This is a genomic window from Streptomyces sp. NPDC050085, from assembly GCF_044460595.1.
Taxonomy (GTDB): Bacteria; Actinomycetota; Actinomycetes; order Streptomycetales; family Streptomycetaceae; genus Streptomyces.
In genome coordinates this window covers 576832-589557 of record NZ_JBITJZ010000002.1, presented here as the reverse complement: position 1 = coordinate 589557, position 12726 = coordinate 576832, and the positions used below count along the sequence as shown (strand labels likewise).

The 12726-nt window shown below is 68.7% G+C and carries 14 protein-coding genes; 10 read left to right on the top strand and 4 right to left on the bottom strand.

Translation table 11 applies throughout. The features are described 5' to 3' along the window. Positions 1-107: 107 nt before the first annotated feature. Positions 108-2453, top strand: coding sequence for an immune inhibitor A domain-containing protein (locus tag ACIBUY_RS11065; RefSeq protein ID WP_365572969.1), 2346 nt, complete (start codon positions 108-110; stop codon positions 2451-2453). Positions 2454-2587: 134 nt separating this feature from the next. Next, positions 2588-2902 (top strand): hypothetical protein, encoded by a 315-nt coding sequence (locus tag ACIBUY_RS11060; RefSeq protein WP_365572966.1) that lies wholly within the window; start codon positions 2588-2590, stop codon positions 2900-2902. Positions 2903-2911: 9 nt separating this feature from the next. On the opposite strand, the gene ACIBUY_RS11055 is transcribed toward ACIBUY_RS11060, so the two are convergent. After that, a complete protein-coding gene (locus ACIBUY_RS11055; RefSeq protein ID WP_365572963.1) occupies positions 2912-3511 on the bottom strand; it encodes an isochorismatase family protein in 600 nt (199 codons plus the stop codon). A 137-nt stretch (positions 3512-3648) separates the two neighbouring features. Further along, positions 3649-4977, bottom strand: a complete 1329-nt coding sequence (locus ACIBUY_RS11050; RefSeq protein WP_365572960.1) for a nicotinate phosphoribosyltransferase — start codon at positions 4975-4977, stop codon at positions 3649-3651. A gap of 81 nt (positions 4978-5058) precedes the next feature. Between ACIBUY_RS11050 and clpS the strand changes: the two genes are divergently transcribed. The 7 genes from clpS (at position 5059) to ACIBUY_RS11015 (ending at position 9839) form a co-directional block, all read left to right on the top strand. Then, on the top strand, positions 5059-5376 hold the full coding sequence (clpS, locus tag ACIBUY_RS11045) for an ATP-dependent Clp protease adapter ClpS (RefSeq protein WP_365572957.1): 318 nt from the start codon (positions 5059-5061) through the stop codon (positions 5374-5376). A 21-nt stretch (positions 5377-5397) separates the two neighbouring features. Then, entirely contained in the window at positions 5398-6000 is a 603-nt protein-coding gene (locus tag ACIBUY_RS11040; RefSeq protein WP_399152405.1) for a DUF2017 domain-containing protein, read from the top strand. A gap of 333 nt (positions 6001-6333) precedes the next feature. Further along, the gene (locus tag ACIBUY_RS11035; protein WP_399152404.1) at positions 6334-7779 is read left to right on the top strand and encodes an amino acid permease; all 1446 of its coding nucleotides are present in this window, start codon (positions 6334-6336) and stop codon (positions 7777-7779) included. Positions 7780-7866: 87 nt separating this feature from the next. After that, positions 7867-8283, top strand: coding sequence for a M67 family metallopeptidase (locus ACIBUY_RS11030; protein ID WP_365579950.1), 417 nt, complete (start codon positions 7867-7869; stop codon positions 8281-8283). Positions 8284-8373: 90 nt separating this feature from the next. Next, a complete protein-coding gene (locus ACIBUY_RS11025) occupies positions 8374-8475 on the top strand; it encodes a putative leader peptide (protein ID WP_343244815.1) in 102 nt (33 codons plus the stop codon). 111 nt (positions 8476-8586) lie between these two features. Next, positions 8587-8865: a MoaD/ThiS family protein gene (locus ACIBUY_RS11020; protein WP_365579953.1), complete on the top strand. Its 279-nt coding sequence runs from the start codon at positions 8587-8589 to the stop codon at positions 8863-8865. A 23-nt stretch (positions 8866-8888) separates the two neighbouring features. Continuing rightward, positions 8889-9839, top strand: coding sequence for a cysteine synthase (locus ACIBUY_RS11015; RefSeq protein ID WP_365579956.1), 951 nt, complete (start codon positions 8889-8891; stop codon positions 9837-9839). Positions 9840-9924: 85 nt separating this feature from the next. Here the strand turns inward: ACIBUY_RS11015 and ACIBUY_RS11010 are convergent, their stop codons facing one another. Next, positions 9925-10362, bottom strand: coding sequence for a type II toxin-antitoxin system PemK/MazF family toxin (locus ACIBUY_RS11010; protein ID WP_365579959.1), 438 nt, complete (start codon positions 10360-10362; stop codon positions 9925-9927). 220 nt (positions 10363-10582) lie between these two features. Here ACIBUY_RS11010 and ACIBUY_RS11005 point away from each other — a divergent pair, with 220 nt between their 5' ends. After that, on the top strand, positions 10583-11335 hold the full coding sequence (locus ACIBUY_RS11005) for an MBL fold metallo-hydrolase (RefSeq protein WP_365579961.1): 753 nt from the start codon (positions 10583-10585) through the stop codon (positions 11333-11335). Between the two features lie 68 nt (positions 11336-11403). Here ACIBUY_RS11005 and ACIBUY_RS11000 read toward each other — a convergent pair whose 3' ends face one another. Continuing rightward, the gene (locus ACIBUY_RS11000) at positions 11404-12666 is read right to left on the bottom strand and encodes a PTS transporter subunit EIIC (RefSeq protein WP_365579963.1); all 1263 of its coding nucleotides are present in this window, start codon (positions 12664-12666) and stop codon (positions 11404-11406) included. Positions 12667-12726 lie beyond the last annotated feature (60 nt).

Here is a 12726-nt window from a genome sequence, read left to right as displayed (position 1 = left end):
TGCAACGGAAACGTCACAGTCAAGGACTGTTATTTCTCCTCTACCTCCGGTCAAATGGCGTCACTTGTGATGCGTGGCGGTTCGCCACGGAGGAGGGGACCACTCAAGTGACCATCAAGAGACGGGCGTTGAGATCCGTCGCCGTTCTCGCGACGCTGGCCGCCACCGCGGCCACCGGGTCGATAGCCGCGAGCACCGCCCAGGCGGACAGCCCGGCGGCACCGCCCGCGTCGTCCGGCGACAGCTACAAGGGCGAGGGCCACGTCATCGACGGCCCGTTCAGCGCGCAGCAGACGCAGCAGCGCCAGACGGCTCTGGAGCAGGTGCTCCAGGGCAAGTCCAAGGTCGAGGAGAAGAACGGCTCGAAGGTCGTTCACCTCGGCAAGGACAAGTACGTCGAGCTGGGCCGCGAGCGCACCGACAAGATCTTCACGATCCTGGTCGAGTTCGGCGACAAGACCGACCCCAAGTACGGCGGTCAGGCCGGCCCGACGCACAACCAGATAGCCGAGCCGGACCGCACCAAGGACAACTCGACGGCCTGGCAGGCGGACTACAGCAAGCAGCACTTCCAGGACCTGTACTTCGGTTCCGGCAAGGGCGTCGACTCCCTCAAGACGTACTACGAGAAGACGTCGTCGGGCCGGTACTCGGTCGACGGCGAGGTCTCCGACTGGGTCAAGGTCGACTACAACGAGGCCCGTTACGGCTCGAACTTCTGCGGCGCCTCCAACTGCCCGATCGTCGAGGACCTGGTCCGTGACGGCACCAACGCCTGGGTGGCGGCGCAGAAGGCGGCCGGCAAGTCCGACGCCGACATCAAGGCCGACCTCGCGCAGTACGACCAGTGGGACCGCACGGACCACGACGGCGACGGCAACTTCAACGAGCCCGACGGTTACATCGACCACTTCCAGATCGTGCACGCGGGCGAGGACGAGTCGGCCGGCGGCGGCGTCCAGGGCGGCGACGCCCTGTGGGCGCACCGCGGTTACGTCTACAGCCGCGACGACGGCGACACGGGCCCGACCGGCTTCAAGGCGGGCGGCACCCCGGTCGGCGACACCGGCATCTGGATCGGCGACTACACGATGCAGCCGGAGAACGGCGGCCTCGGTGTCTTCGCCCACGAGTACGGCCACGACCTGGGCCTGCCCGACCTGTACGACACCACGTACATCGGGGAGAACTCGGTCGGCTTCTGGTCGCTGATGTCCGCGGGTTCCTGGCTCGGCCAGGGCAAGGACTCCATCGGTGACATGCCGGGCGACATGACGGCCTGGGACAAGCTGCAACTGGGCTGGCTCAACTACGACAAGGCGAAGGCCGCCACCAACTCGGTGCACAAGCTGGGTGTTTCGGAGTACAACACCAAGCTGAAGCAGGCCCTCGTCGTCGAGCTGCCGAAGAAGAACGTCACCACCGACATCGTCAAGCCCACCGAGGGCGCGAAGCAGTGGTGGTCGGACTACGGCGACAACCTCTCCAACACCCTTTCTCGTACGGTCGACCTGACCGGCAAGTCCAAGGCGTCGCTCGAGCTCGACGGCTGGTGGAACATCGAGAAGGACTACGACTACCTGTACACGCAGGTGTCCACGGACGGGGGCGCCGGCTGGCAGTCCATCGACGGCACGGCGGGCGGCCAGCCGATCACCCGTGACGGCGGCGACAAGCCGGCGCTGACCGGCGACTCGACCACGTTCCAGCACCTGGTCTTCCCGCTCGACGCCTACGCGGGCAAGAAGATCGAGGTCCGCTTCCGCTACAAGACGGACGGCGGCGCGGGCGGCCTCGGCTTCACCGCCGACAACATCAAGGCGACGGCCGACGGCCAGACCCTGTTCACGGACAACGCCGAGGGCGACGACAACGGCTGGACCGCGCGCGGCTTCTCCCGCGTCGGCGCCTCGATCAACGGCGACTACCCGCAGTTCTACATCGCCGAGAACCGCCAGTACGTGTCGTACGACAAGACCCTCAAGGTCGGCCCGTACAACTTCGGCTGGCGCGACGGCGGGGCCAAGCAGAACTGGGTCGAGCACTACCAGTACCGCCCCGGTCTGGTCATCTGGCAGTGGGACACCTCGCAGCGCAACAACAACGTCGGCGAGCACCCGGGCAAGGGCCTGATCCTGCCGATCGACGCGCACGCGAAGCCGCTCTACTGGGCGGACGGCAAGACCAAGATCAGCAACAAGATCACGCCGTACGACGCCGCCTTCGGCTGGTACCCGGTGCCCGGCATGACGCTGCACCGCCTGGGTGTCGAGAAGAAGATCCCGGCGCAGCTCGGCAACCCGGTCTTCGACGACCACAAGGGCACGTACTGGTACGCCGAGAACGCGACCGGGAGCGTTCAGACAACTGACACCAACACCCGTATCTCGATCCTGAGCCAGCCGCTCAATGGATCGTCGATCACGGTCAAGGTCGGCCCCTCGGTCCGATGACCCGGTAAACCCGCAGGTCAGAAACGTATCGGCCGCGATCCTCCAGCTTAGGTCTGGCGGGTCGCGGCCGATCGTGTTTAGGTGCGTCCTGTGAGTTCCTTATTGACGCTACGTCTCACGGGGGTGTGACAGTCATGTCCGCAGGAGGGTTCTGCAAGCTGCCGGGCGGCAGCGTGGTCGTCGCTCTGACCCTGCCCGCACCGGGCCCCGGCGAGGGCGCGGTAAGGGTCCTGGTCCACGCCGTGAACCGCGCCCGAGCCCTGACCCGCCTGCGCAACCTGGGCCTGCGCGCGGTCTACCTCCGCGGCAACTCCCACCCGCCGACCCCGGACGAGATCACGGCGGTCCTGCACCATCCGGACGGGCTGATCTGGCGAGCGGCCCCGGACGCCACCGCGGCCGAGCTCTGGCACCCGATACGGGCGCTGCTCAAGCCTGCGATCGGCTAGGGGCAGGACCTAAGCCACGACGGGCTTCCCGGTGAGTTCCACGCCCGCCTCACGCAGCTCTTCCAGCGCCGCCTCAGTAGAAGCCGCCGCCACCCCAGCCGTCAGATCGAGCAACACCTGCGTACGGAACCCGGCCCGGACGGAGTCCAGCGCGGTGGCCCGCACGCAGTGATCCGTGGCGATCCCGACGACGTCGACCTCGGTGATCTCCCGGGCCCGCAGCCAGTCCGCCAGGGACACCCCGTTCTCGTCGGCCCCCTCGAACCCGCTGTACGCGGCCGAGTACGCCCCCTTGTCGAAGACGGCGTCGATCGCGCCGGAGGCGACGGCGGGCGCGAAGTTCGGGTGGAAGCCCACGCCCTCCGTCCCGGCGACGCAGTGCGCGGGCCACGAGTGCGCGTAGTCGGGGGAGTGCGGAGGCACGGCGAAGTGCTCCCCGGGCTCGATGTGGTGGTCGCGGGTGGCGACCACGTGCCGGTAGCAGGCGCCACCGGTCTGCCCGATCAGATCGGTGATCGCGGCAGCGACATCGGCACCTCCCGCCACGGCGAGGCTGCCGCCCTCGCAGAAGTCGTTCTGGACGTCTACGACGATCAAGGCGCGGCGCATGGGCTGTGTCCTTAGGGGTCCGCAAGGGTCGGCAAGGGTCGACAAGGTTGGAGACTTACGAGCGTAGAAGCTTCAAGTGCGTTGCGGGAGAGGGCAATTGGGGTACACCGGCCCACCGCGGCCCTCTCCCGGCGCGCTCACACGTACTCGGTGGGGATGACCGCCTCGCCCCGCGACAGCTGCGTCGCCGACAGCGGCAGTCCGTCGCGCGCCGCGATGTGCCGCTCGCGCACCGCGTCCAGCGGCTCGCGGGAGACGACCTCGCCGCCCTTGACCAGCTCGACGAGCAGCTGCCGGTCGACGAGGTCCGCCGGGACGGCCCCCGTGCCCACGACCTCGGCCTCGGCGGCCCCGTCCTTGTCCAGCCTGCGCGCGGCCCACTTGCGCCCGCCGATGGACGTCTTGCCGCCCGCCGACTTCTTCGCGACCGGTACGAGCGGCGCCTTCGGGTCGGCGGACTCGGCGCGCGCGACCAGCTTGTAGACCATCGAGCAGGTGGGGTGCCCGGAGCCGGTCACCAGCTGCGTACCGACGCCGTACGCGTCCACGGGCGCGGCCGCGAGCGAGGCGATGGCGTACTCGTCGAGGTCGGAGGTGACCACGATCTTGGTGTCCTTGGCGCCGAGCGCGTCGAGCTGTTGGCGCACCCGGTGGGCGACGAGCAGCAGGTCGCCGGAGTCGATCCGGACGGCGCCGAGCTTCGGCCCGGCGACCTCGACCGCGGTACGGACCGCTTCCTGGACGTCGTACGTGTCCACGAGCAGAGTCGTTCCTTCGCCGAGCGAGTCGACCTGGGCGCGGAAGGCGTCCCGCTCGGTGTCGTGCAGGAGGGTGAACGCGTGCGCGGACGTGCCGACGGTCGGAATCCCGTACCGGAAACCGGCCGCGAGGTCCGACGTCGTCGCGAACCCGCCCACGTACGCGGCCCGCGAGGCGGCCACGGCGGCCAGCTCGTGCGTGCGGCGCGCGCCCATCTCGATCAGCGGCCGGTCCCCGGCGGCCGACGACATCCGGGAGGCGGCCGCGGCGATCGCCGAGTCGTGGTTGAGGATCGAGAGGATCACCGTCTCCAGGAGCACGCACTCGGCGAAGGAGCCCTCGACGCGCAGGATCGGCGAGCCCGGGAAGTAGACCTCGCCCTCCGGGTAGCCCCAGATGTCGCCGGAGAAGCGGTAGTCCGCGAGCCAGGCGAGCGTGGGCTCGTCGATCACGTTCCGCTCGCGCAGGAAGCCGAGCACGCCCGCGTCGAACCGGAAGTTCTCGACGGCGTCCAGGACGCGGCCGGTGCCCGCGACGACGCCGTAGCGACGGCCCTCGGGCAGGCGACGGGTGAAGACCTCGAAGACCGAGCGCCGGTCGGCCGTGCCCCCGTGGAGGGCGGCCTGCAGCATCGTCAGCTCGTAGTGGTCGGTGAAGAGCGCTGTCGATGGCACGTCCACCGGCAGGCCAAGGTCCGCTGTGTTCATGCAACGGATGCTACCCCCGATTAGCGTCAAGGTGACGATTTCTGGGGTCCATTTGTGCGTACGACGGGCGGTGGTGGCAGCATGGGCCGTGTGACGGCTCCAGCACCCCTTGAGATCGAAAGCCCCGAGACGACCGAAGAAGTCTTCGCGGTCCCGGAGCCGGACGTCCCCTGGATCACGCTGGTCCACAACGACCCGGTCAACCTGATGAGTTACGTGACGTATGTCTTCCAGACGTACTTCGGCTACTCCAAGGAGAAGGCCACCAAGCTGATGATGGACGTCCACAACAAGGGGCGCGCGGTCGTCTCCTCCGGCACCCGCGAGGAGATGGAGCGGGACGTCCAGGCCATGCACGGCTACGGTCTGTGGGCCACGCTGCAACAGGACCGCAAATAGCAGGGAAGTAACGCCGTACTCATGCCTGGACACTTCGAGCCGATCCCCGGCGGCGGCGCGGCCGTCGCCCTCGACGACGTCGAGATCTCCATCATCCGCTCGCTGGCGGTGCAGCTCCTGGAGCTGATCGGCCCGGGCCCCGGCGGCGAGCTCTCCGACGACCCGCTCGCCGAGCTCTTCGCGGAAGGCCCGAGCGAACCGCCCTCCGACGCGGTCCTGCGCCGGCTGCTCCCGGACGCGTACGGCGGTCCGGGCACCCCGGGCGACGAGGCGACGCGGGCCGAACAGGAGGCGTACTCCTCGGAGTTCAGGCGCTTCACCGAGAACGACCTGCGGGCGGGCAAGCGCGAGGACGCACTCGCCGTCATCCGCACGCTGGACGCGCTCAGCTCCGCCGGTGACGGGGGAGCGGTCCTCAAGCTGTCCCAGGACGAGTCGGTCCAGTGGATGCGGGCGCTCAACGACCTGCGCCTGGCGATCGGCACCCGCCTCGACATCACCGACGAGGAGGACACGGACCTCCTCTACCGGCTCCCCGACGAGGACCCGCGCAAGCCGATGGTGATGGCGTACCTGTGGCTGGGCGGGCTGCAGGAGACCCTCGTCGAGACGCTGATGCCGTGACGGCCTGAACGGGCCGAGTGTTCGCTCAGCGGACACTCAAATCCGGATAACGATCAGGTCACCGATCCGGCCACCTTCCTCAACGTACGGGCTTTTTGTCCGCTTCTTCTCGTGGCCTGCGCCACACGTGCCTCAGTCGATCACCGGGAACGCCGTGATAGATCTTCACGACCACCCGACGGGCGCCACCCCTGCGCGTCGGGGGCGCCCTTACTCGGCCGACCGCCGGTAGGCACAAGCTCCATCCATCCAGGGGACGCAGTCCCCCAAGGATCGTCACAGTCGATCCGAGCCACGCACGGCACGGATCGGCATGGAGAAAGGCGCACCATCATGACCTCAGTGCAGGTCGACAAGCACAACGCCGGCAATGAGGCCGTGAGCGACGCAAGCAACACGGCCGAGGGCGGCGAGGGCTACAAGCGGGGCCTCGGAGCCCGGCAGATCCAGATGATCGCCATCGGCGGCGCCATCGGAACCGGCCTCTTCCTCGGCGCGGGCAAGGGCATCTCCAAGGCCGGCCCCAGCCTGATCCTCGCCTACGCCATCGCGGGCGTCGTCATCTTCTTCATCATGCGGGCGCTCGGCGAGCTCCTCATGTACCGCCCGGTCTCCGGTTCGTTCTCGGAGTACGCGCGCGAGTTCATCGGCCCCTTCGCGGGCTTCGTCACCGGGTGGACGTACTGGCTGTTCTGGGTCATCACCGGCATGACCGAGGTGACGGCCGCGGCCACCTACATGACGTACTGGTGGGACATCCCGCAATGGGTGTCCGCGCTGGTCTTCACGTTCATCCTGTACGGCGCCAACCTGATCTCCGTGAAGCTCTTCGGTGAGCTGGAGTTCTGGTTCTCCATGGTCAAGGTCACCGCCATCGTCGGCATGATCCTGATCTGCGCCGGCATCCTCACGCTCGGCTTCTCCGACGCGGGCGACACCGCCTCCGTGACCCACCTGTGGTCGGACGGCGGCTTCTTCCCGCACGGCGTCGGCAACACCCTGATGACCCTGCAGATGGTCATGTTCGCGTTCCTCGCGGTCGAGCTCGTCGGTGTCACCGCGGGCGAGTCCAAGGACCCGAAGAAGGTCCTGCCGAAGGCCATCAACACCGTGCCGTGGCGCATCGCCGTCTTCTACGTCGGCGCCCTGATCATGATCCTCTCGGTCGTGCCGTGGACGAACTTCGAGCCCGGCGTCAGCCCCTTCGTCGCCGCCTTCCAGAAGATGGGCCTCGCCGCGGGCGCGGGCATCGTCAACTTCGTCGTCCTGACGGCCGCCCTGTCCTCCTGCAACTCGGGCATGTACTCCACCGGCCGCATGCTGCGCGACCTCGCGCTCAACGGCCAGGGCCCGTCCTTCTTCACCAGGCTGACGAAGAACGGCCTGCCGCTCATCGGCACCACGGTCTCCGCCGCGATGATGCTGATCGGCGTCTGGATCAACTACCAGTGGCCCGGCGAGGCGTTCAACTACGTCGTCTCCTTCGCCACCATCTCCGGCATGTGGGCCTGGATCGTCATCCTGATCTGCCAGATCCGCTACCGCCTCAAGTCCGACCGCGGTGAGCTCCCGAAGTCCGAGTTCCGCGCGCCGGGCGGCATCTGGGCCAGCATCTTCTCCCTCGCCTTCATCGCGATGGTCATCGTGATGATGGGCATCGACAAGGACGCCCGGGTCTCGCTGTACGCGGCTCCCGTGTGGGGCGCGATCCTCGCGGTCTCGTACTGGGCCCTGAAGAGCCGCAACCCCGAGGGCGCCGCCTTCGCCAAGCGCGGCTGAGCCCGCCTCCAGCTGCCCTGTCTCACCAGTCGGGCCGTCCCGTACCGCACTCCGGTACGGGACGGCCCCTCTGCTTATCCTGGCCGCATGCTGACGATTTCCCAGGCCCTGTACGACCAGATCGTGGACCACGCCCGCAAGGACCACCCCGACGAGGCGTGCGGCGTCGTCGCCGGGCCGGTCGGCGAGGGCCGCCCCGAGCGCTTCATCCCGATGCTGAACGCGGCCCGCTCGCCCACGTTCTACGAGTTCGACTCGACCGACCTGCTCAAGCTCTACCGCGAGATGGACGACCGCGACGAGGAGCCGGTGATCGTCTACCACTCGCACACGGCGACCGAGGCCTACCCGTCCCGCACCGACATCACGTACGCCAACGAACCGGGCGCCCACTACGTCCTGGTCTCCACCGCCGACACCGACGACGCGGGCCCCTTCCAGTTCCGCTCGTTCCGCATCGTCGACGGCGCGGTGACGGAGGAAGAGGTCGAGGTCACGGCCTGATCCGCGACCCATCTCGACCACCGGACGGATTTCGACCGCATGGTGAGATCACATTCCAGGACCCCGGTCGGGAATCGATACGATGAGCCCATGGTTCCCCACGACGTGAGCGAAAAGACGCCGGGCATGCTGCTCGTGGCGCGGCTGCACGTCGACCTGTGCCGCCTCGCCAGCGCCATCTGTCCGCGCTGAGCCGCACCGCCGTCAGGCCCCGAGCCCGCGGCCCGCACCACCCTGCTTTCCGCACCCCGGCGCCGCCGCGCGCTCACCCACACGACTTCCGACTCCTGACAGGAGCCCAGCATGGCCATCGAGGTCCGCATCCCGACCATCCTCCGCACCTACACCGACGGCGAGAAGGCCGTCCAGGGCAGTGGGGACACCCTCGCCGACCTGTTCACCGACCTGGACACCCGGCACGCGGGCATCGCCGCCCGCATCGTGGACAACGGCCAGCTGCGCCGCTTCGTGAACGTCTACCTGAACGACGAGGACGTCCGCTTCCTCGACGGCATCGAGACCAAGCTCGCCGACGGCGACAACGTGACGATCCTGCCGGCCGTCGCCGGCGGCATGCGCTGATCCGGACGGGACGCAGCGAACTCATGCGCTACGACAGCCCGTTGGCCGCGGTGGGCAACACCCCTCTGGTGCGCCTGCCGCGGCTGAGCCCTTCCGAGGACGTACGGATCTGGGCGAAGCTGGAAGACCGCAACCCGACCGGCTCGGTCAAGGACCGCCCCGCGCTCCACATGATCGAACAGGCCGAGAAGGACGGCCGGTTGACCCCCGGCTGCACCATCCTCGAGCCGACCTCGGGCAACACCGGCATCTCGCTGGCGATGGCGGCCCGCCTCAAGGGCTACCGCATCGTCTGCGTCATGCCGGAGAACACCTCGCAGGAGCGGCGCGACCTGCTCGCCATGTGGGGCGCCGAGATCATCGACTCGCCCGCGGCGGGCGGCTCCAACACCGCCGTGCGCATCGCCAAGGAGCTGGCCGGGCAGCACCCGGACTGGGTGATGCTCTACCAGTACGGCAACCCGGACAACGCGGGCGCGCACTACGCCACCACGGGCCCCGAGATCCTCGCCGACCTGCCCTCGGTCACGCACTTCGTGGCGGGCCTCGGCACCACCGGCACGCTCATGGGCGTGGGCCGGTACCTGCGCGAGCACAAGCCGGACGTCAAGATCGTCGCCGCGGAGCCGCGCTACGACGACCTGGTGTACGGCCTCCGGAACCTCGACGAGGGCTTCGTCCCCGAGCTGTACGACGCCTCCGTCCTGACCACCCGTTTCTCGGTCGGCTCGGCCGACGCGGTGACGCGTACGCGGGAGCTGCTGCAGCAGGAGGGCATCTTCGCGGGCGTCTCGACCGGGGCGGCGCTGCACGCCGCGATCGGCGTCGGCAAGAAGGCGGTCAAGGCGGGGGAGTCCGCCGACATCGTGTTCGTGGTCGCCGACGGCGGCTGGAAGTACCTGTCGACGGGCGTGTACACCGCGGCCACGACGGAGGAAGCGATCGAGGTGCTGCACGGGCAGCTGTGGGCCTGAGCAAATCCGGCCCCGCCTTTGGGACGAGAGGCAGCGGGGTCCGGGGCGGAGCCCCCGGGACCCCGGCCTCGAAGGGGCTGGGGATTCACCCCAGGTGCCGCACCTGATCCCACAAGGCCGGGTCGACGACACCCGCCCGCCGCCGAAAGTCCCGTACCGGCACCTCGCGCAGCTCGTCCGTCTCCAGGAAGCTCGCGCGGCCCTGCGTGTCCCCGACCGACCCCGGGGGCAGCGGGATCACCCCTGACCGCTCGTCGTGGTACTTGCTGGTGATCTTCGCGACCAGCACGGCGTTCCCGCGCGGCCCCAGCACCAGGCACGGCCGGTCCTTGCCGCCGGGCCCGTCCTCGTAGGGCACGAGGGCCCACCAGATCTCACCCGGCTGCGGGCCGTCCGCCCGCACCCCGGTGGAGCCGGTGCGCAGGCGCCGGCGCCGCGAACCCCGCCCCCACCCGTCGACCAGCGTCGCCACCAGAGCGAGCAGCACGACGGCCGCGAGCGCGAGCCACCAGGACGTGTCCATACGCACGACGGTACCGGTGGGGTGCGAGGGGCGCCCCACCGGGCCGAGTCCGTCCGCAAGCCCCCCGAACCGGTGACACCGCAGGTGAGTTCGCCCACAACGGCCCATGACGGAGGAGCGACCCGCGCTTTTGCGCCTTACGCTCGACGAACCCCTAGGTTCTTCCCACGATTCTTCCCACCCCGCAATCCGACCGCCAGCGCGGAGGTTGAAGGCTCTTATGAAGCTCACCGTCGTCGGCTGCTCGGGGTCGTTCCCGTCCGCGGATTCGGCCTGCTCGAGCTACCTCGTCGAGGCCGACGGCTTCCGGCTGCTTCTCGACATGGGCAATGGCGCCCTGGGCGAGCTGCAGCGCCACATCGGTCTCTACGACCTGGACGCGATCTTCCTCAGTCATCTGCACGCGGACCACTGCATCGACATGTGCGCGTACTTCGTCGTGCGCTACTACCGCCACGACGGCGGCCGTTGTGCCCCCATGCCGGTCTACGGACCCGAGGGCACCGAGCAGCGCCTGACCACCGCGCACGCCGACACCCCCTCGGCCTCCGCCTTCAGCGAGGTCTTCGACTTCCACACGGTCAAGCCGGGCTCGTACGACATCGGCCCCTTCTCCGTACGGATGGAAAAGGTCTGCCACCCGGTGGAGTCGTACGCGATCCGCCTCGAGCACGGCGGCCGCTCCCTGACGTACTCCGGGGACACCGGCCCGTGCGAGCCCCTGGACGAACTGGCCCAGGACACCGACCTGTTCCTGTGCGAGGCGGCGTTCACGCACGGCAAGGAGAACATCCCGGCGCTGCACCTGAACGGCCGCGAGGCCGGCGAGGCCGCGCAGCGCGCCGCCGTCCGCAAGCTGGTCCTCACCCACATCCCGCCGTGGACGGACCCGCAGGTGAATCTGGCCGATGCGCGCGAGGCGTTCGACGGGCCGGTGGAGCTGGCGAGGCCTGGAGTGACGTACGAACTCTGAAGTGCCTGTACGACGACGAGGGCCCGGAACCGTAGCGGTTCCGGGCCCTCGTCACAGGCGGGTGAGGCTCACGCCTTGGTGAGGTCCTCGATCTCCTCCTCGGGCTCGCGGCCCGGGGTCTTGAGGTTGAACTTGACGATCGCGAACCGGAAGACGACGTAGTAGATCGCCGCGAAGACGAGACCGATCGGGATGATCAGCCACGGCTTGGTGTCGAGCTTCCAGTAGAGGGCGTAGTCGATGAGACCGCCCGAGAAGTTGAAGCCCGCGTGCACGCCGAGGGCCCAGGTCACCGCGAGAGACACCGCCGTGAGGACCGCGTGGATCACGTAGAGGAGCGGCGCGATGAACATGAACGAGAACTCGATCGGCTCGGTCACACCGGTGACGAACGAGGTCAGCGCGAGGGAGACCATCATGCCCAGGACGGCCTTGCGGCGCTCCGGGCGAGCGGTGTGCGCCATGGCCAGAGCGGCGGCCGGCAGACCGAACATCATGATCGGGAAGAAGCCGGACATGAACATTCCGGCGCTCGGGTCGCCCGCGAGGAAGCGGCCGTAGTCACCGTGGACGACCTCGCCGGCCGCGTTGGTGAAGTCACCGAGCTGGAACCAGGCGACGGTGTTGACGAACTGGTGCATGCCGATCGGGATCAGGCCACGGTTGATCAGGCCGAACAGGGCGGCGCCGCCGGAGCCGAGGCCGGTCATCCACTCGCCGAAGTTGCCGATGCCCTCACCGATGGGCTCCCAGACCAGGCCGAAGAAGACGCCGACGATGACGCCGACGAAGGCCATGATGATCGGGACGAGACGGCGGCCGTTGAAGAAGCCGAGCCAGTCGACCAGCTTGGTGCGGTGGTACTTCTGCCACAGCACCGCCGCGAGCAGACCCATGATGATGCCGCCGAGGACGCCGGGGTCGTTGTAGACGGCTGCGACGTCCACGCCCTTGTTGGCGGTCGTGTTGACCACGGCCTCGGTGACCGGGAAGGACTGCAGGACCTTGCTGTAGACCAGGAATCCGACCAGGGCGGCCAGTGCGGTGGAGCCGTCGGCCTTCTTGGCGAAGCCGATGGCCACGCCTATGCAGAACAGGATCGGCAGGTTGCCGGTGACCGCGCTGCCCGCGTTGGCGAAGACCGACGCGACCTTGTCCCAGCCGAGGCCGTCGGCGCCGAAGACGTCGGGCTGACCGAGCCGGACCATGAGGCCCGCGGCCGGCAGCACCGCGATCGGCAGCTGAAGGCTGCGGCCCACCTTCTGAAGGCCCTGGAACAGGCCGGAGCCCCGCTTCTTTGCGGGAGCCGCCGTAGCGCTGGCGGTGCTCATCAACTTCCTCCATGTGCTGGGGTGCTGCCGGGGACGGTAAGGAGAAAAGCGGGGGTGGGC

Coding starts and splice junctions, on each gene's coding strand:
- ACIBUY_RS11060 (WP_365572966.1), top strand. CDS start 2,588: ATGTCCGCAGGAGGGTTCTGCAAGCTGCCGGGCGGCAGCGTGGTCGTC.
- ACIBUY_RS11055 (WP_365572963.1), bottom strand. CDS start 3,511: ATGCGCCGCGCCTTGATCGTCGTAGACGTCCAGAACGACTTCTGCGAG.
- ACIBUY_RS11050 (WP_365572960.1), bottom strand. CDS start 4,977: ATGAACACAGCGGACCTTGGCCTGCCGGTGGACGTGCCATCGACAGCG.
- clpS (WP_365572957.1), top strand. CDS start 5,059: ATGGGCCGTGTGACGGCTCCAGCACCCCTTGAGATCGAAAGCCCCGAG.
- ACIBUY_RS11040 (WP_399152405.1), top strand. CDS start 5,398: ATGCCTGGACACTTCGAGCCGATCCCCGGCGGCGGCGCGGCCGTCGCC.
- ACIBUY_RS11035 (WP_399152404.1), top strand. CDS start 6,334: ATGACCTCAGTGCAGGTCGACAAGCACAACGCCGGCAATGAGGCCGTG.
- ACIBUY_RS11030 (WP_365579950.1), top strand. CDS start 7,867: ATGCTGACGATTTCCCAGGCCCTGTACGACCAGATCGTGGACCACGCC.
- ACIBUY_RS11025 (WP_343244815.1), top strand. CDS start 8,374: ATGGTTCCCCACGACGTGAGCGAAAAGACGCCGGGCATGCTGCTCGTG.
- ACIBUY_RS11020 (WP_365579953.1), top strand. CDS start 8,587: ATGGCCATCGAGGTCCGCATCCCGACCATCCTCCGCACCTACACCGAC.
- ACIBUY_RS11015 (WP_365579956.1), top strand. CDS start 8,889: ATGCGCTACGACAGCCCGTTGGCCGCGGTGGGCAACACCCCTCTGGTG.
- ACIBUY_RS11010 (WP_365579959.1), bottom strand. CDS start 10,362: ATGGACACGTCCTGGTGGCTCGCGCTCGCGGCCGTCGTGCTGCTCGCT.
- ACIBUY_RS11005 (WP_365579961.1), top strand. CDS start 10,583: ATGAAGCTCACCGTCGTCGGCTGCTCGGGGTCGTTCCCGTCCGCGGAT.
- ACIBUY_RS11000 (WP_365579963.1), bottom strand. CDS start 12,666: ATGAGCACCGCCAGCGCTACGGCGGCTCCCGCAAAGAAGCGGGGCTCC.